Origin of the sequence: Aliivibrio sifiae, from assembly GCF_002954715.1 — a bacterium.
Classification (GTDB): Bacteria; Pseudomonadota; Gammaproteobacteria; order Enterobacterales; family Vibrionaceae; genus Aliivibrio; species Aliivibrio sifiae.
The window spans coordinates 272,046-290,057 of sequence record NZ_MSCP01000002.1 but is presented as its reverse complement, the minus strand read 5'-3'; the positions used below and the strand labels follow the sequence as shown (position 1 = coordinate 290,057).

Below are 18,012 nucleotides of genomic sequence, written 5' to 3'. Positions count from 1 at the left end.
AAGTGAAAGCCCTCATCATTAAATAAGGGCATTAAAGAAAGTTTACACTGAATTATTGGCTGTTTTTCTCAGTTGCGACAAATACTTTATCCATCCTTTTGCTTCATTTGATGGGGTAAAATCATTGGCTCTTTTCGCATGAAGTAACGCTGAATCTATTTGGTTCAATTTGTAATAAGCTCTTACTTTCGCTAACGCGATATCCTCGGTCTTTTTGTAATCTTTTACTTTATCTAAAGTTTTCAAGCCCTGTTTGTGGCGACCTTCTTGAATTTGCAATTGTGCAACCTGCCAATAAAAACGTGAATCTAGCGTCGCGGCTTTTGACCAAGTAACAATGGCTTTATCCCACTCTTTTGCTGCTTGCCAATAACTTGCTTGCATGGTCAGTAAATCAATATCACTTTGCGCTTCATCTAACTGACTTAGTACTTCAGCGGCTTTCTCTGGGATACCGCGTTGAGCATAAAGTTGAGCCAATAACTTCAGTTCTGATTGACTCAATTCTATCCCTTGTCGTTGAGCGAGAACCAAGGTATTTAACGCCTCTTTAGGTTGATTTAAGCGAAGTTGAATACTTGATAACTGCTGCCACCACGTCGCTTTATTTGGTTCTAATTCCAATAAGCTGTTTAATGTTGGGATGGCCGATTTCCATTGTTTTAATTGTAATTGTGCGCCTAGCTTAAGCACTAACGATTGGCTTTTTTCGCTTTCTTTCTTATATTTAGCAACACGTTCATGCTTATTTAATGCAGAAAGGACCTTTTCCCATTGAGCCAACTGGTAATGGGTTTGAGAAATACGGAACCATAAATCCCCAATATTCTGCTTTTCAGGGAGTGTTTTTGTTAATTGGTAATAATGCGGTAAGGCATCAGAAAAGCGTTGCTCAGTAAGTAAAAGATCCGCCAACATACGCTGAGTTACCCATGCCTGCTCATCGGCTAACTGCTTACTATTCACCGCTTTTGAAAGATAACTAACCGCTGAATTACTGTTGCCTGATTGCCAATAAAAAACACCCAACATACGTTGAATATAAGCTTTATCGTAATCGTTAGAAGGCGTGAGTACTGCCAATACATTAATCGCCTCTGTCATCTTCTCTTGCTGTTGTAATTGCAATGCTCGCTGTACTTTCGCTGCGTTATATTGACTCAATTGTTGTGCTTGAGAAACGCAACTAAATAGAAATGCTAAGCAAAGTAAGAACACAGAACTCAGCTTTAAAATAAAGCCGCGTAAAGATCTCAACGAATCTGAAGTATGAGATAAAGATAATTTCATCATTTTGCTAACGTAAACTCCAATTTCACCGTTTGTCCAATTTGAGCAATGGCTTTTCCATCCACCACTTTTGGCTGATATTTCCATTTTTTCAACGCTTTAACCGCTTCTCTTTCAAACATTCGACGTGGTTTTGCATCCTTTACTTTCACATTGGTTGGACGCCCTTGTTCATCAATGGTAAATGACATAACAACAAAGCCTTCAGCACCTCTTTTCATCGCCTTTGAAGGATAGCGAGGCTCAACACGATACAAAGGCATCGCTTGTTGATTACCGGTAAAATCTGCAAAACTCGGTGCATTAATCGCTAACCCTGAAATACCAGAATCCAAATTCATTGGTGGCATTGAGCTTTGTGGTGTTGTCATCGCGGTTTGTGTTTGAGAAGACATTGGTTCTGCCTCTGGCGGAGGCTCTGGTGTTTCTGGTTTTTCAGGCACACGACGTTGACGGCGCTGAACATCTTGTTCTTGCTCTACCATCACCATATCAAAGCGAATCGTCTCACCACTTTCTGGTTTGCCGTTATGACCGTTGTCTACCATCCACGCCATAAACGTGAATAGCCCTACCGTCATAGAAAGCGCAATTGGCACTGCCAACAATAATCGCCACATTAACCTTTCTCCGCAGCCAATGCGATGCCTTTAACACCAGCCCCTTTTGCCGCATCCATCACTTTCACAACCGTGCCATTGTAGGCATGTTCATCAGCTTGAATAACGAGCGACGCATCTGGTTGTTCTAATAATAAATGCTCTAAGGTTGCTTGAACTCGCTCTGCATCCACCATGCGTTTATCAATGAAAATATCATTTGAAGCCGTAATAGCAACAAAGATACCCGCGTCTTTTTGACTCGATACATTGCTTGCTTGAGGGCGATTCACTTCTACCCCTGATTCACGCACAAATGAGCTAGTCACAATAAAAAATATCAACATGATAAATACGATATCGAGCATGGATGTTAAATCGATTTGTGCTTCTTCTTGATTTGAAGAGCGACGGCCAAGTCTCATGACTGACTCCTTAATGCTTTTTCTAAATTATGTTCTTTACGACGACACACTTTGGCTAAACGAGCATGAACAAACATACCCGCTAAAGCTGCTACCATTCCTGCCATCGTAGGCAATGTTGCCAATGAAATACCAGAAGCCATCAATTTAGGCTGGCTGCTGCCTTGATTTGCCATTACATCAAACACAGAAATCATGCCAGTTACTGTACCTAGCAAACCGAGCATTGGGCAAATTGCCACAAGAACTTTGATAAAATTCAGATATTGATTTAATTGAAGATGGGCTTCACTTATCCATCCATCACGCATGGTTTTCGCATACCACGAATCGTGATCGTCTCGCTGTTGCCACTTTTCTAACCATACTTTTCGTTGTTCAGGAAAAGTGAATAATAAGAAAAACACACGCTCAACCACCAATAACCAACACACGGCAACAACTGCGCCCAACCACCATAAAATGGGACCGCCTTGTGCCATAAAATGAGAGAGAAAAGCCGTCATTACGCTGCCATTCCTACTGGTGTATTATTGGTTTCTTTTTCTGCTTGCTCTGCCACCAAACTCAAGCCTTGTTTTTCAAGAATGGTACGAATGCTTTCCGCTTGAGAGCTTAAAATATTGTGAGTTAATAACAGAGGCATCGCTGCAACTAAGCCCAATACGGTTGTTACCAATGCCATAGAAATACCGCCCGCCATCACTTTAGGATCGCCATTACCAAATTGCGTGATCACCTGGAATGTTTCGATCATACCGGTAACAGTACCTAACAGACCTAACATCGGTGCTAATGCTGCAAGAAGTTTAAGCATTGATAGGCCTTTTTCTAAGCCTTGCTGCTCATCAACAATCGTTTCTAATAAGCGAAGTTCTAATGCCTCTACCGAACGAGTTTTCTCTGCATCATAAACAGATAACACACGGCCTAGAGGGTTATTACCGATTTGTGCAGGATCTTTTAATTGAGTACGAATTTGCTGACGAATCACCAGTAACCTTACACCATTAAATAAAGAAATAAGTAGACCAATAACTAATAGAGCGATAATGATTTGTCCAACCACACCACCCGCTTGAAGACGATCTTTAAGTGTTGGTGAATTTGCTAGTTGCTCTAACATGATGCCACGCGATGGATCAACTGCCATCATCATTACTTGCTGTTGCTCCATCGTAGATAATGTAGCTACAGAAGGCGCTAATTCAGGTTGTTGTGCATAATATGTTGCTACGTTCTTTTTATTATCCCAACGTAGGAAACCTTCGTCACCAACAAGCGCCATATTACCTACGCGATACGCATTGATTTCAGAACGATGCCCTGCGCCATTGATTAGCGTCACTGACATTAATTCCAACGCTGAACTCGCCTGCACTTGTTGAGTCATTGTTTGCCATAACCCTGTTAACTGAGTCATTGATGGCAATGATTTAGCCTCTACAATGTCATTAATCACTTGTGCATTATTAGCATTAATTGAACCTGTCACTGAGTTTTTTAATTCAGCATTAAGATCTTTTGCCGTTTGTCTTACCACGCCAAACAACTCACCTAAACTGCCTGTTTCTAAATGCAATTGTTGCTCTAGCGTGGCAAGTGATTGTTCGTTTTTACTGAAGGTTGAACTCAATTCATCGCTCTCTTTTTGCAGTTTTTTACGCTCTGCAATCAAGGCGTTCTTTTGTGCTTTAAATTCTTTCTCAGTCAACGCAAAGCTAGCTTCTCGCTGTGTATTGTGTTGCTTCTGAATTTGGCTTGCCTGCTTAGTCTCTTGAAGTAATGTGCTATTCGCAGCCATTGTATTAAGTGAGAAACCTAATAATGAAATAGCTAAAATAAGTGGTTTGATTGTCATATTATTTCACCTCTTTCAGTGATAGAGAAACAGGCAAAGTTAATAAACTTGGCGCGACTTGCTTATAAGCCACTGAATAGGCTTTTGCTAACTCATCATTGAATGATGAATCCAATAATGCCCATTGATTGTTATAAGTATTCCAACTCCAATATTGCGAAGAGTCTAAGCGACGAGCAAGCAAAGACACACGCCCTAGATGCAGCATATCGGCATCGATTAGTTCATCATTTTCAACCGTAATTTGAGTTTGGTATGTTCCTAACTTTGTGCCGTAATCCATCTCAATTTGATACGCTTCCAGAATACGGCGGTATTTTTCAGCATCACTAACATCGGCTCTTGTCATCATGTGTTCTAGTTTTTCAATACGCTGTTGGCGCTCTGAGATCTTGATTGGTTTATCTTGTTCAACTAATAGCGTAAGACCTGACAGCATCTTATACATCAACGGCACTACACCTTGACGAGTGTCTTTTATGGTTTCAATTTGGCTGTTTAAATTTGTCATTTCTTGTTGTTGGCTATTCACCAAGCCAACTAAGTGATTACGATAAACCGCAAGATTTTTTACTTCTTCTTGCAGTTGTTCGATCTCTGCTTTATAGGTCAATGTGGCTTCTGCACTTTTATCAATTTTGCTTTGGCTAACTGCTGAAGCTGTATTTGATTTATTCTCGATAGATCGAGCTTGATCAAGCGTAGAGGCTTGAGCTGAGGTCATTAGAGTAGCTAACGCTAATCCAATACTGACTTTTAGAATATTCATATTTTTTATCTTAACTATCTATGTTCTTAAAATTTACATTCAAATAAACGCACTAAAGGGAGACCGAAGTCTCCCTTATATTTATTACGCTAAATTAGTATTTAACTTGTAGTGTCGCCATATAGTTTCGGCCTTCACCAACCACTACACCACTTGCACTACCTCCAGCTAGGTAATCTGTATCTAATAAGTTTTCTACATTAAATCGAGCAACAAAATCTAAGCTTTCATCATATTTAATAGTATGTGAAATACCCATATCTACTCGTGTGTAAGCATCTTTTTTGAATTCATTCTTAGAATCACCGTAACGCTCACCTACATGATAAATACCAAGGTTGATTCCTGTGCCATTATTGAAATCGTACTGAGACCAAATGCTTGCGCTAAATTCAGGTACATCCGCAGGCGTTTTACCTTCTAACGCAGGATCATTTTCATATTTTGCATCGAGTAACGTCGTTGATGCGCTTAATGAGAATGCTTCTGTCAGGTAACCCGTCGCCGCTAATTCAATACCAGTATGAATTTGTTCGCCCACTTGTGAAGTACGAGTATTCGAACCACCATTAATATCTTCAGACACTTGCATGTTTGATTGTACAATTTGGAATAAAGCACCAGATACATACAAGCTGTTATCTAATAGTTCCCACTTAGACCCTAACTCGTATAAGTTACCTTTCATTGGATCTTGTTTTTGACCGTCATTCACATCATCAGCATCATTAATGGTTGCTACAGGTTCGAAACTTTCAGAATAAACAGCATAAATAGAACCATTTTCTGCAGGGTGATAAATCACACCAAGCTTAGGTAGAATGTTGCTGTAATCTTCTTTTCTACCTTTGCTATCTTCTGTTTTATCAACAGCAAAACGAGCACCAGCAAGTAACTGCCAAGAATCATTAAATGTCACTAAATCTTGTAAGTAAATTCCGTAATGTTGGCTCTTAGAATGAGAACCAACCGTATCATTATTTGAATTCAAACCATCCGGACGATTAAAACCATCACTGCATGTATCTGTACCTGACGTACACGACTTATAGCTATCATATTGACGTTTATAATCATAATGCAGGCCGTTACCTCCTACTAATAAGCGGTGATTAACACCTAAAGCATCAACATCGCCAGTAAAGTCCACATACGCAGTATCGAATGTCCATTCATCATGACGATCTGATGATTTATAGCTACTGCCATCTTTATGTATATCTGACTCTGTACGTTGACGCTCATAAAACTGACGACTAATACCTGTCTTAACAGACCATGAATCAGTTAAGTTTGCTGTTAAACCAACACCATAGTTTGCAACGTCATTATCTGTTTTTGCCCAGTTTTGGTCTTTAACTGTATTTGGGTCAATCACTTCACCCGTTGTTGTATCCACTTTTGAGCCGTTATCCAAATCACCTAGTTCATTAGTTCTGTCATAGTGAGCAGATAGCATGATGTCTTCATTAATATCATAATCAACAAAAAGACCACCAACAGTACGTTCCGTTTCTACATCAGTACCATCAAAACGTGTACGCCATGAATCTTGATTTTCTTGAGATAAAATAACGCGAGCACGTAATGTTTTATCTTCATTCAATGCACCGCTAACATCAGCCATTGAACGCATGTAATTATTTGAACCGATATCTTGGCTAATTGTTACTTGCGTTTCATAAGTCGGCTTTTTAGAGATCATGTTAACTAAGCCACCAGGTGTCGATTTACCGTAAAGTAAACCTGCAGGGCCTTTTACCACTTCTACGCGTTCTAATAACTCAATTGGTTGACGGTAATGCGACCAGTGCTGAACACCATCACGTAAAAAACTTGAGCTGCTGCTTAACTCAAAACCACGTAAATAGAAACGCTCACGGTTAGTTGATTTAGAACCTTCAGAAATACTTGAATCATTCTTTAATACTTCACCTAGTGTACTCGCACGTTGTTCATCAATGATTTGCTCATCAATAACCGTTACTTGTCCAGGAGTTTCTAATTGCGTTGCTTCCATACGCATTGACGTTGAGTTTGTGTCTACTTTATAACCGTAATCACGACCAGTTACGACCATGTGCTCATCAGTAGTTGATGTGTCTGTTTCAGCGTAAGCAAGAGGGGTAGATAAAACTGCGCCAATAACGAGAGCCAACTGACTTTTAGAAAACATATTCCATTATCTCCAAATCTTTTATTAATAAAACGGGTGATTAAATTCTGAGATGGAATATAAATGATAATCGTTTCCATTTGTATTAAATTTACATTCTTTGCATTCGTAAAGTTTTGTAAATAAAAAGAAGAAAGACATAACAAATAAAAATGTAATGCTTAAAAAAACATGTATTAAAATGAAATATTATTAATAGAATTCTCAATTAAAAGCCAAACCTTACATTTATTAAAATAAAAACAATTTTATTAATAGCAACTCACTACTAAAGTGGTAGAATTCTAAGTTGACCACACACAGAATGTGGCTAATTAAAGGATCATATTATGAACAAACGCTATATCGCTTTAATCGCTGCCGTTGGTATTGCCATTGGTTGGATAACCTTGGGCGGTACACAAGCCGTACTCCACGCAACATCAACCACTGAATTTTGTGTTTCATGCCATACGATGGAAAAACCATTACATGAATACCAAGGTTCTGTTCACTTCAGTAACCAAAAAGGCATTCGTGCCGAATGTGCTGATTGTCATATTCCTGAAGAACCAATTGATTACCTAATTACGAAAATTCGTGCGTCGAAAGACATCTATCACGAGTTTGTTACTGGCAAAATTGACACCGATGAAAAGTATGAAGAACATCGTTTAGCGATGGCTGAAACTGTATGGGAGCAAATGCGTGCAAATGATTCTGCTACTTGTCGTTCTTGCCACAGCTTTGATGCGATGGAAACTTACGACCAATCAGCAAGTGCACAAAAAATGCATGCTTACGGAAGAGAAAACAATCAAACCTGTATTGATTGTCACAAAGGCGTCGCTCACTTTGCACCACAAGCAACATTAGATACCTCTGCGTTTGACCACCTTTTTGACATGGCGAAAAACACCAAAGCTGATGCAGAAAAAGTTTACCCTATCGAAAGCATCAAAATGGCTGACTTAGCAACAATCAATCCAACGGTTGAACTAACTACCGTAAGTAATGATGAAGGCAAACGTACAGTGACTGTTTCTGGCTACCAAATGAAGGGCGCAGAATCTGTTATCTATATGGGTGAAGGCCAACGTTCAATCATTGCAAGCCTGACAGATACGGGTATTAAAGCACTAACATTAGGCGAAGCGAACACAGATGCTTATGGCAATGAGTGGCGTACCGCTGAGCTAACAGGCACAATCGAAGCACCAGTTCTTGCATCAAATCAACCACTATGGGATTACGCAGAAGAACTAGACAACGTGTATTGTGCAACATGCCACGCTAAAATTCCGGCAAATCACTTCACGGTTAACTCTTGGGGTCCCGTTGCAAAAAGCATGGGCGCACGTACTGATATCTCTGAGCTAAATCTTGAGATCTTAACTAAATTCTTCCAAAACCACGCGAAAGACGTGGCAAACCATAAATAAGGGAGTGACTATGACTACTATTACTCGTCGCGGCTTTTTAAAAGGCGCAGGTGCATCTGCTGGTGCATTAGCGATCACGTCAATCGCTCCGTTATCTGTGAACGCCTCTACGCTTGGTCGTACAGATTCATTAATTCTAACTGCAGGTCGTATGGGTCCATTACTTTGTGAAGTCAAAGATGGACAGCTTATCTCAACCAAAAGTGGCTTAGCGCAAACGGTACCAAACAGCTTGCAACAAACGGGTCCATCACAGGTTTACACTAAAGCTCGTGTTAAATACCCAATGGTTCGTAAAGGCTATTTAGAAAACCCAAGCAACCCTCAAGGTCTACGTGGCAGTGATGAATTTGTGCAAGTGTCATGGGATGATGCTTACAAGCTAATCCACGAGCAACATATGCGTATTCGTGAAAGCTACGGTCCAGAATCAATCTTTGCTGGTTCTTACGGTTGGCGTTCAAGTGGTGTGTTACATAAAGCTCAAACACTACTGCAACGTTACATGAGTATGTCTGGTGGTTATGCAGGTCACCTAGGTGATTACTCAACGGGTGCAGCTCAAGTTATCATGCCGCACGTTGTTGGCTCTATCGAAGTATATGAACAACAAACGACTTACCCTGTGATCTTAGAAAACAGTGAAGTGGTTGTGTTATGGGGATTGAACCCAATTAACACCTTAAAAATCGCATGGTCTTCAACCGATGGTCAAGGCCTTGAGTTTTTCCACCAACTGAAAAAATCGGGTAAGACCGTTATTATCATTGACCCAATGCGTTCAGAAACCGCTGAATTCTTTGGTGATAAAGCAGAATGGATCGCACCTAACCCACAATCTGATGTCGCTATGATGATGGGTATTGCTTACCAGTTAATCAAAACACAACAGCACGACACTGAATTCCTAGCTAAATACACAGTAGGCTTCGAGCAATTTGAAGCGTACTTAATGGGCAAAGAAGACGGCATCGAGAAAACCCCACAATGGGCAGAAGCGATCTGTGGTATTCCTGCAAAGCAAATCGAACTTCTGGCTAAGATCTTCAAAGAAAACCGCACCATGCTAATGGCTGGTTGGGGTATGCAACGTCAACAGCACGGTGAACAACGTCACTGGATGCTGACGGTTCTTGCTTCTATGTTAGGTCAAGTTGGCTTACCTGGCGGTGGTTTTGGTTATTCATACCATTACTCAAATGGCGGTAACCCAACACGTGACGCAGGTGTACTACCCGCAATGTCTCCATCGCTAGGTGGCAGCTCTGCAGGCGGTAATGACTGGGCTGTTCAAGGTTCTGTTACGGCTTTCCCTGTTGCTCGCATTGTTGAGTGTTTAGAAAAGCCGGGAACAGAATATCAACACAATGGCCATACGCTAACTTTCCCAGAGCTGAAAATGATCTGGTGGGCGGGCGGTGCTAACTTTACGCATCACCAAGATACTAACCGTTTGATCAAAGCATGGCAGAAACCTGAGCTGATCGTTATTTCAGAACCGTACTGGACTGCTGCAGCTAAACACGCAGATATTGTTCTACCAATTACGACCTCATTTGAGCGTAATGATATGACGATGACGGGCGATTACTCTAACCAACACCTTGTTCCTATGAAGCAAGTGGTTGAGCCACAAAACGAAGCTCGTAGTGATTTAGACGTATTCGCAGATATGGCTGAGCACCTAAAACCAGGTGGCCGAAATGTGTATATGGAAAACAAAACGGAGATGGAATGGCTTCGTGATTTCTATAAAACAGCACAAAAAGGCGGTCGTAACGCACGTGTACCAATGATGAATTTCTCTAAGTTCTGGGAAGCAAACAAGCTTATCGAAATGAAATGGAATGCGAAAAACGCAGAGTTTGTACGTTTTGGTGACTTCCGTAAAGATCCGATCATGAATCCACTAGGCACGCCAAGTGGTAAAATTGAGATCTTCTCTAAAACCATCGAAAGTTACAAACTGGATGATTGTCCTCCGCACCCAGTATGGATGGAACCAACTGAGTGGATGTTCAACTACACAGATGGTGAATTGCAGTTAATGACATCGCACTCAGCACACCGTTTGCACAGTCAATTTAACTATGCAGATCTTCGTAAGGAATACGCGGTACAAAACCGTGAACCAATTACGATTCACCCTGAAGATGCAAAAGCTCGCGGTATTAAAGATGGTGATTTAGTTCGCGCTTACAACCAACGTGGTCAAGTTCTGGTTGGTGCTTTTGTTTCTGATGGCATCAAAAAAGGCAGCGTATGTATCCACGAAGGTGCATGGCCTGATTTAGACCCTAAAACAGGTATGTGTAAAAACGGCGGACCAAACGTACTAACGATGGACATTCCAACCTCTCGTTTAGGTAATGGTAACTGTGGTAACTCTGGGGTTGTAAAAGTTGAAAAATACACCGGTGTTGCGCCAACATTAACGGCGTTTACGCCACCAATGAATGGGTAATATGATTTAGTTCATACTTATAAATAACAAACCCGAGCACGTAATATGCTCGGGTTTATTTTTATATTCATCGTAATTTCTAAGTTCTTATACCAATGTAATTAATTAGGTGCTCTATTTATTACACGAAAATGAAATAGGAAACAGCAAAGAGATCCTCAGGCCGCCCTCTTTTCTATTCTCAGCCATCACTTTGCCTTTCATCACAGACATCGCTTCTTTCACAATCGCAAGACCTAACCCATAACCACCAGATTGCTTATCTCTGGCGGATTCTAATCGAGTAAAAGGGGAAAATATGTCTGACAGTTGATGTTCAGGGATCCCTAAGCCATCATCCTCAACAATTATCGCCACGTATTGCTGATCTTTTTCTTCATAATTCGTTGTTGATAGTTGTATTTTTGCATTATCTCCCGCATATTTTATTGCGTTACTGATCAAGTTACTAACCGTTCGAACTAATAAACGGCGGTCAGCCATCACCATCTGGCTATTATGAGAAAATATAACGTCAAGCGTTTGATTTGCTTTTAAATCTGAACGTAATTGCGTAATTTGAGCATCACAATAACTATCAATCATTAGTCGCTCTAATTCTGTCGAATAACGTGCATTCTCTAACTGGCTAAACTCTAAAATCTCACCAACTAACGTATTCATTTCCGTTGATTCATTCTCTAAGCGATCCAACAAATGAGCATGTTCGTTATCCGTTTTCTTTCTTAATAAATGCAATGCCAAATTATGTCGTGCGAGTGGTGTTCTTAATTCATGTGAAACATCACGTATCAACCGTTTTTGTTTCTCAGCAAGAGAATGTATTTCACTCGTCATATTATCAAAATCATGGGCAAGTTCACTGAATTCTCTTACTGAATGACCAATCTCATCAGCAACCTTAATCGTAAAATCCCCTTCAGATAAACGATGACTGACCTCTCTCAGTTTATCTAATGGTTTTTGTAAATAGCGAGCAATAACCCATGAAAACAACCCTAATATCGCGCCAGATATCAGAATTTTTATGATACTAAAATATAAAGAGAAATTACGGGCAGGATGATATTGATACGGCATTTGCATCACTATCGTTAATCTATTATTTAATGGGATCCCGATGATTGGTTGATTAACTTCATTATCAAGCTGAGTATTTAATGGACGTAAATACTTTAACTTAAATTCAAAATGAGGATGCATGTCTCTGTGTGTAATTGGATGATTGTTCTTATCCAATACAAACAAATAGTATTCTTGAGCATTAGCCCAGTCAGCTAACTCATCCATGTCTCCCTCATCAATCAACACATTAGCTTGATAAGCAAGATCCAACATTTCCTCTTGAATTGACGATGGAATACGCAACATCGATTTCATCAACGCTATCTCAGCTAAACTCTGCAATGAGATAATAAGAAACAAACTCACCGCAAATGCGCTAAATAAGCGAAACGCTAATCCGTTCTTATGCTTACGTATAAAAGGAGGACAAGAACTGAACCAACGAGAAATCATCGCCATTTATCCATTAACCACTTTAATAAAGCTATATCCTCGACCACGCACTGTTTTTATATGCTGCTTTGATAAACCTGATTGCAATAATTTACGACGAATATTACTGATGTGCATATCTAAGTTTCGGTCAAATGGACAAAGTTCTTTTTTCAGAATATTCACTTGAAGATCAGATTTAGAAACAACCACATCCATATTCTTAATCAGATATTGCAATAACTCAGATTCAGTTTCAGTAAGAGGCAAACGTAAAAATTGCTCAGAAAGATCTTCTGCTGCTCCCACATAACTTTGACGCTGACGCTCTAAGCCTACACGACGCAAGATAGCCGTAATACGAACCAACAACTCAGGTACATTAAAAGGCTTAGCAATAAAATGATCAGCACCAGCCTGTAAACCATCAAGCATCGACGCTTCGTCACCCAATGCCGTTAGCATAAGAATAGGCGTAGCAAAGCGCTGACAAATGCGGCGTGCCACCTGATATCCATCAAGCTTAGGAAGCATTACATCTAATAAAACAAGATCAACAGAATGGCTCTGAATAAACTCTAGAGCACTTTCGCCACAATGCACACAATCAACATCGTAACCTTCATCTTGTAATACTTCTTGCAATAAATTACACAGTTCAATGTCGTCATCGACCACTAAAATACGGGACACGTTTACTTACCAATTAAATGAAAATCGTTCGCATTCTAATCTCAGCATTACATCAGTGCAATAAAGAATTTCAAATGATGGCGGTTTCTTCCTTCTCAATGATATTGGTCATAAAACAAAGTGGATTAAGTAAAAAACAAACATGACAAAAATGTCATATAGCAGACCCCTTTATGTCACTTTCACTCAGCTATTATGATCCTACTTAAACAAAACAGCTCATTAAGGAATCTATTATGAAATCATTTAAAACGCTTGCTCTATCAACCATCATTATTCTTGCAAGCTCAAATGCAATGGCGAATCCGATTGTGACTAGTGGTAACTACATTAGTAAAGCAAGCCACACTATTCTTTATACAGACCATGTATCCACCAAACAGGCTGCCTACAAACAAGCCTTAACTCAGTTAAACACCCTTGATAACAGCTCACCTGCTGAGTTGAAAAAAATATTAAAAGTCACTTCCCAAAACATAAATTTAGATGACCAGAGTTATATTACTGTTCAAGAAACCATGAACATGCAAGGGCAAATACAATACACAGGGTTAATACACGCGAACTATCATTATTTAGAACATACCTCTAACTAATGGTTGATTTTTTTGCCCTATTATTTATTAATAAAGATATCATATAAGAGATATACGACTATATTGTATTGATACCCATAATTATTCTCCAGATTGAAAGAAGTGGCACAATGAAACTACTTATAATAGAAGACGAAAAAAAAGCTGGAGATTATCTAAAAAAGGGATTAACAGAATCTGGTTACACTGTTGATCTGTCCCGTGATGGCGTTGATGGTTTGTATAACGCCACGACATATCAATACGATTTAATTATCTTGGATGTCATGCTGCCAAAATTAAATGGGTGGCAAATTTTGCAAACACTTAGAAATTGTGAAAATAGCACCCCCATTATAATGCTGACAGCAAAAGACCAAATAGACGACAGAGTGAAAGGGTTTGAACTCGGTGCAAATGATTACCTAATCAAGCCCTTTGCTTTCGCAGAATTAAAAGCTCGCATTGACAATGCCCTTAGAGCCCAAACAACCAATTCACATCCACAGAAAGTGAATGAATTAGTGTTGTGTGATTTAAAACTCGATCTTTTAAAACACACAGCAACAAGAGATCACGATAATATAACTTTAACGGCAAAAGAGTTTTCACTGCTTGAATTATTCATGCGAAAACAAGGAGAGGTACTATCAAGAACAACCATTGCCTCTCTTATTTGGGATATGAATTTCGACAGCGATACAAACGTTATTGATGTTGCCGTTAAACGCCTCAGAGCAAAAATCGATAAGCCTTACGATACCCCGCTCATTCATACCATCCGTGGAATGGGTTATAAAATGGATGAACTGTAACTAATGAAAAAGCATTATCTTTCAATGAAATCCAAACTAACACTGATGTTCTTTACGACCTCAGTGTTTGTTTTTATCGGTTTAGGTTTTGCTATTCAATATCTAGTTCAATCTCATTTTTATGAAGAAGACCTTCGTTTAATTGAGTCTAATCGTACCTCTATTTTCGTATTGTTAGAGAATAAAAAAATTAGCAGCTCTGAAATTTTTGCCTCACTCAAAAGCAGAGGGATATATATTTGGCTTGAAAAGAATGATGCTACTCTCAGCCAAAATACCAATATCATTCCTAATGACAGTGCGTTTAAACAGTCTAAAAAAATAAACGAATGGAGCTATAACGACGGTACATTTAGAACTCTGTATTACCCATTAGATAATGACAATTACATGGGATTTCTGATTGGTATTAATATTGACCATCACATTAGGTTTAATAAAAGACTCAATGGCATTTTGATGTGGTCTGTCGGCATTGCTAGCCTACTTTCTTTTCTTTATAGCTTTATGATTGTAAATATGGGATTTAAGCCCCTTCAATCTTTACAAGATCGCATTAAGCAAGTGCAGCCGAATAAGTTAAACATTCGACTCTCTGATACCAGTCTACCTAATGAGCTTATTGAATTTGCCAAAATACAAAATCAAATGCTTGAACGATTAGAACTTGGATTTGAACGACTAAGTGATTTTTCATCCGACATTGCTCACGAGCTAAAAACGCCTTTAGCTAACATTGTCACTCAAACACACGTCACACTTGCGCAGCCAAGAACGCCCCACGAATACCAAGAAATATTATTGTCAAATCTAGAAGAGTTAGAACGAATTAATAAAACCATAAACGACACTCTTTATCTGGCAAAATCAGAGAATGATTTATTATTAAAAGATAATATTCAATTAGATCTAAATGAACTATTTGCCCCTATTGTTGAGTATTACAGCATCATTTCAGAAGAATCAGGCAATCCTATCTATCTTTCAGGGCAAGGGACGTTATTTGGTGATAAATCGATGATTCAGCGGATCATAAATAACTTACTCTCTAATGCGATTAGACATTCTGAAAAAAACACAGACATAACAATAGATATCAAAGAAACATCCAATAACGTGGTTATCGCCGTATCAAACATGGGCGATACTATTGATGAAAAGGATTTACCTTTTATTTTTGAGCGTTTTTATAGAGCAGATAAATCTCGACAACATTTAAGCAGTTCAGGTGCTGGGCTAGGACTTACGATAGTCAGAGCAATAGTGAACGCTCACAATGGCAATATTACCGTTCAATCACTAAACGGCAATACCACATTTACAGTTGCGTTCAACAAATAGTTAATTGCCTGTAATGCTATCCCAATCAAGATCAATAATTCGTTCATCAGCAATGTAATAAATCACATCACCAACCGATAACACCGTATCTAAACTTGGATTAATTTTACAACCGGTATTCTTACTCTGAATTGCAATAATAATGGCTTCATATTGGGCTTTGAATGGTGAATAAACGGATTCTATAGTGAACGATTCAACCCCTTTTGGGATTTCAATGGAGTATTGTGTTTGGCCTTCGTGAGCACTAACTAATTCTGAGTGAATAAAGCTTGAGCCTTTATCCATTACCGATTTCGCAACCAGCTCTGTCGATAATGATGAAATACACTCAGAGTTTGGGCAATACTTATGTAATAAATCACGCTTAATCGGGTCTTCAAAGTGAGCCACTAAGTGAGCATCGCTGTTTTGCTCTGCGACAAACAAACTGATAGTTAAGGTGGCATCATCCAAATCTGTATCCACAATCACCGCACTGGCTTTTGATAAATTAGAACGCTCCATTTCAATTGCATCAGTAAATGAATTAACACGAACAAAGTGCACATCAGAATCAAATGGAGACTCTTCATATTCACAAGAAACCACCACCACTTCACGACGACCTTGCTCTTCGCGCTTTAGCATTTCAATCAAATGAGGGGTTCTGGCACTGTTAATACCAATAACAATAATGTGATTCTCTAAGTTCAAATTTTGTTTCCCTCTTCGGTTTGTTCGCCAAAAATCAGTAAAAAACACCGCCATTCTACCTACAGACAATGCAAATAATCCCACACCACATGGAATAATAAACAAGGCTGAAAAGAGTCGACCATGATCGGTTGTTGGGCTTAAATCACCATACCCTACGGTACTACTGGTGGTAACGATATAGTAAAAAAAGCTAGCTAGGTTATCTGTTAGGTGAGGTTCATTGGCAACAGTTAATCCTAACCAACTTAACGCGACGTAACTGATAAGAAGAAACATCAGCGTATACATATTAATCGCCATAAAGTGCTTATTAATTAAGTTAGCAATGACTTTTAATATTGCGTGCATTGTTGTTCCTTCATCGTCCATAATTCCGATCAGTGTAGCGTACTACAAAATTAACGTATACCTTCTAACTTTAATAATGCTTGTTGGGTCGGAAGTGCGGTCATCGCCCCTTTTTGGGTTGTCGCCAAAGCGCCGCAAATATTCCCCCACATCACCGCTTTTTCGATCACCGCTTGCTCTTTCCATTCAGTATGCAAAGAAAGCTGTGCTAAAAGACCACATACAAACGCATCACCGGCACCGGTTGTATCTACAACATCAACAGAGATGCCTGAGATAACTTGTTGCTTACCATCAAATACAACTAATGCGCCTTTAGCTCCTAAAGTGATCGCTACTAATGGGATATTCAGTGATTCTATAAACGCTAAACCTTGCTGTAAATCCGTTGTATCAGTTAAAAACAATAACTCTTCTTCAGAGAATTTAACCACATCTGCTAATGCGACCGCTTTCATCACGACATCTTTAATCTCTGATGGATCTTTCCAAACTTCATCACGTAGATTAGGGTCAAAACTAACAAAACCACCCACAGATTTAATAGCTGCCAGAGCGTGTAATGTAGAGCTTCGGCTTGGCTCATTAGCTAATGAAATTGAACAAGTATGCAACCACTCACCCGCCAAGAAAGAAGGCACGTCCGATTTTTCAACAAACTGATCAGCACTCGGTTTTACCATAAAAGTAAAGGTTCTCTCACCTGTGTCATCTAGATCAACCAACACGGTAGAGGTTCGTTGCGCTTTATCAAGCTGAAGATGAGTGACATCTACCCCTTCAGAGCTTAGTGTTTCACGCATAAATCGGCCTAATGGATCTTCTCCAACACGGCCAAAGAAAGCACAATCACCACCTAAACGAGCAACACCCACCGCCACATTCGCTGGAGCACCACCAGGGCATTTCAAATAGGTATTTGCTGTTTCTGGGATAAGATCCACCACGGCATCACCCGTTAACCAAACTTTATTCATATTCATCTTCACTCGTACAAAAAGGCCCCAACGGCAAACCATCGAGGCAAGTAATAACAGGA

Annotated in this window: 16 protein-coding genes; 5 read left to right on the top strand and 11 right to left on the bottom strand. The window is 39.5% G+C overall.

The features are described 5' to 3' along the window. Positions 1–42: 42 nt before the first annotated feature. The 7 genes from BTO23_RS12600 to BTO23_RS12570 form a co-directional block, all read right to left on the bottom strand. Positions 43–1,293 carry a tetratricopeptide repeat protein gene (locus BTO23_RS12600; protein WP_245922107.1) on the bottom strand — a complete coding sequence of 417 codons (1,251 nt, stop codon included), beginning with the start codon at positions 1,291–1,293 and terminating at the stop codon, positions 43–45. Further along, positions 1,290–1,910 carry an energy transducer TonB gene (locus BTO23_RS12595; RefSeq protein ID WP_060992083.1) on the bottom strand — a complete coding sequence of 207 codons (621 nt, stop codon included), beginning with the start codon at positions 1,908–1,910 and terminating at the stop codon, positions 1,290–1,292. The genes BTO23_RS12600 and BTO23_RS12595 overlap by 4 nt, the downstream gene beginning before the upstream one ends. Beyond that, positions 1,910–2,314 (bottom strand): ExbD/TolR family protein, encoded by a 405-nt coding sequence (locus BTO23_RS12590; protein WP_060992082.1) that lies wholly within the window; start codon positions 2,312–2,314, stop codon positions 1,910–1,912. The genes BTO23_RS12595 and BTO23_RS12590 overlap by 1 nt, the downstream gene beginning before the upstream one ends. Then, positions 2,311–2,820, bottom strand: a complete 510-nt coding sequence (locus tag BTO23_RS12585; protein WP_105063690.1) for a MotA/TolQ/ExbB proton channel family protein — start codon at positions 2,818–2,820, stop codon at positions 2,311–2,313. Before BTO23_RS12585 ends, BTO23_RS12590 begins: the two co-directional genes overlap by 4 nt. Next, positions 2,820–4,175 carry a MotA/TolQ/ExbB proton channel family protein gene (locus BTO23_RS12580; protein WP_105063689.1) on the bottom strand — a complete coding sequence of 452 codons (1,356 nt, stop codon included), beginning with the start codon at positions 4,173–4,175 and terminating at the stop codon, positions 2,820–2,822. The genes BTO23_RS12585 and BTO23_RS12580 overlap by 1 nt, the downstream gene beginning before the upstream one ends. Before the next feature lies 1 nt (position 4,176). Then, positions 4,177–4,944 (bottom strand): DUF3450 domain-containing protein, encoded by a 768-nt coding sequence (locus BTO23_RS12575; protein WP_105063688.1) that lies wholly within the window; start codon positions 4,942–4,944, stop codon positions 4,177–4,179. Positions 4,945–5,038: 94 nt separating this feature from the next. Next, positions 5,039–7,120, bottom strand: coding sequence for a TonB-dependent siderophore receptor (locus BTO23_RS12570; protein ID WP_105063687.1), 2,082 nt, complete (start codon positions 7,118–7,120; stop codon positions 5,039–5,041). Between the two features lie 329 nt (positions 7,121–7,449). Here BTO23_RS12570 and BTO23_RS12565 point away from each other — a divergent pair, with 329 nt between their 5' ends. Further along, positions 7,450–8,541 (top strand): NapC/NirT family cytochrome c, encoded by a 1,092-nt coding sequence (locus BTO23_RS12565; protein ID WP_061012067.1) that lies wholly within the window; start codon positions 7,450–7,452, stop codon positions 8,539–8,541. Between the two features lie 10 nt (positions 8,542–8,551). Continuing rightward, on the top strand, positions 8,552–11,005 hold the full coding sequence (locus BTO23_RS12560; RefSeq protein WP_105063686.1) for a molybdopterin guanine dinucleotide-containing S/N-oxide reductase: 2,454 nt from the start codon (positions 8,552–8,554) through the stop codon (positions 11,003–11,005). 114 nt (positions 11,006–11,119) lie between these two features. Here the strand turns inward: BTO23_RS12560 and BTO23_RS12555 are convergent, their stop codons facing one another. Both BTO23_RS12555 and BTO23_RS12550 read right to left on the bottom strand, forming a co-directional pair. After that, entirely contained in the window at positions 11,120–12,523 is a 1,404-nt protein-coding gene (locus BTO23_RS12555) for a sensor histidine kinase (protein WP_105064263.1), read from the bottom strand. A gap of 6 nt (positions 12,524–12,529) precedes the next feature. Continuing rightward, complete coding sequence (locus tag BTO23_RS12550; RefSeq protein WP_060992075.1) at positions 12,530–13,195, bottom strand: response regulator transcription factor; 666 nt, start codon at positions 13,193–13,195, stop codon at positions 12,530–12,532. A gap of 236 nt (positions 13,196–13,431) precedes the next feature. On the opposite strand from BTO23_RS12550, the gene BTO23_RS12545 reads away from it, so the two are divergent. The 3 genes from BTO23_RS12545 to BTO23_RS12535 all read left to right on the top strand — a co-directional run bounded on the left by BTO23_RS12545 (position 13,432) and on the right by BTO23_RS12535 (position 15,926). Then, a complete protein-coding gene (locus BTO23_RS12545; protein WP_105063685.1) occupies positions 13,432–13,791 on the top strand; it encodes a DUF3316 domain-containing protein in 360 nt (119 codons plus the stop codon). A 110-nt stretch (positions 13,792–13,901) separates the two neighbouring features. After that, positions 13,902–14,585 (top strand): heavy metal response regulator transcription factor, encoded by a 684-nt coding sequence (locus BTO23_RS12540; RefSeq protein WP_105063684.1) that lies wholly within the window; start codon positions 13,902–13,904, stop codon positions 14,583–14,585. 3 nt (positions 14,586–14,588) lie between these two features. Then, a complete protein-coding gene (locus BTO23_RS12535; protein WP_105063683.1) occupies positions 14,589–15,926 on the top strand; it encodes a heavy metal sensor histidine kinase in 1,338 nt (445 codons plus the stop codon). Here the strand turns inward: BTO23_RS12535 and BTO23_RS12530 are convergent, their stop codons facing one another. Continuing rightward, on the bottom strand, positions 15,927–16,973 hold the full coding sequence (locus tag BTO23_RS12530) for an ion channel (RefSeq protein WP_105063682.1): 1,047 nt from the start codon (positions 16,971–16,973) through the stop codon (positions 15,927–15,929). 50 nt (positions 16,974–17,023) lie between these two features. Then, complete coding sequence (locus BTO23_RS12525) at positions 17,024–17,950, bottom strand: aminoimidazole riboside kinase (RefSeq protein WP_105064262.1); 927 nt, start codon at positions 17,948–17,950, stop codon at positions 17,024–17,026. Positions 17,951–18,012 lie beyond the last annotated feature (62 nt).

What these genes read in the sequence shown, in the direction of transcription:
- BTO23_RS12600 (WP_245922107.1), bottom strand. Translation starts at nt 1,293, where the DNA reads ATGATGAAATTATCTTTATCTCATACTTCAGATTCGTTGAGATCTTTA.
- BTO23_RS12595 (WP_060992083.1), bottom strand. Translation starts at nt 1,910, where the DNA reads ATGTGGCGATTATTGTTGGCAGTGCCAATTGCGCTTTCTATGACGGTA.
- BTO23_RS12590 (WP_060992082.1), bottom strand. Translation starts at nt 2,314, where the DNA reads ATGAGACTTGGCCGTCGCTCTTCAAATCAAGAAGAAGCACAAATCGAT.
- BTO23_RS12585 (WP_105063690.1), bottom strand. Translation starts at nt 2,820, where the DNA reads ATGACGGCTTTTCTCTCTCATTTTATGGCACAAGGCGGTCCCATTTTA.
- BTO23_RS12580 (WP_105063689.1), bottom strand. Translation starts at nt 4,175, where the DNA reads ATGACAATCAAACCACTTATTTTAGCTATTTCATTATTAGGTTTCTCA.
- BTO23_RS12575 (WP_105063688.1), bottom strand. Translation starts at nt 4,944, where the DNA reads ATGAATATTCTAAAAGTCAGTATTGGATTAGCGTTAGCTACTCTAATG.
- BTO23_RS12570 (WP_105063687.1), bottom strand. Translation starts at nt 7,120, where the DNA reads ATGTTTTCTAAAAGTCAGTTGGCTCTCGTTATTGGCGCAGTTTTATCT.
- BTO23_RS12565 (WP_061012067.1), top strand. Translation starts at nt 7,450, where the DNA reads ATGAACAAACGCTATATCGCTTTAATCGCTGCCGTTGGTATTGCCATT.
- BTO23_RS12560 (WP_105063686.1), top strand. Translation starts at nt 8,552, where the DNA reads ATGACTACTATTACTCGTCGCGGCTTTTTAAAAGGCGCAGGTGCATCT.
- BTO23_RS12555 (WP_105064263.1), bottom strand. Translation starts at nt 12,523, where the DNA reads ATGATTTCTCGTTGGTTCAGTTCTTGTCCTCCTTTTATACGTAAGCAT.
- BTO23_RS12545 (WP_105063685.1), top strand. Translation starts at nt 13,432, where the DNA reads ATGAAATCATTTAAAACGCTTGCTCTATCAACCATCATTATTCTTGCA.
- BTO23_RS12540 (WP_105063684.1), top strand. Translation starts at nt 13,902, where the DNA reads ATGAAACTACTTATAATAGAAGACGAAAAAAAAGCTGGAGATTATCTA.
- BTO23_RS12535 (WP_105063683.1), top strand. Translation starts at nt 14,589, where the DNA reads ATGAAAAAGCATTATCTTTCAATGAAATCCAAACTAACACTGATGTTC.
- BTO23_RS12530 (WP_105063682.1), bottom strand. Translation starts at nt 16,973, where the DNA reads ATGCACGCAATATTAAAAGTCATTGCTAACTTAATTAATAAGCACTTT.
- BTO23_RS12525 (WP_105064262.1), bottom strand. Translation starts at nt 17,950, where the DNA reads ATGAATAAAGTTTGGTTAACGGGTGATGCCGTGGTGGATCTTATCCCA.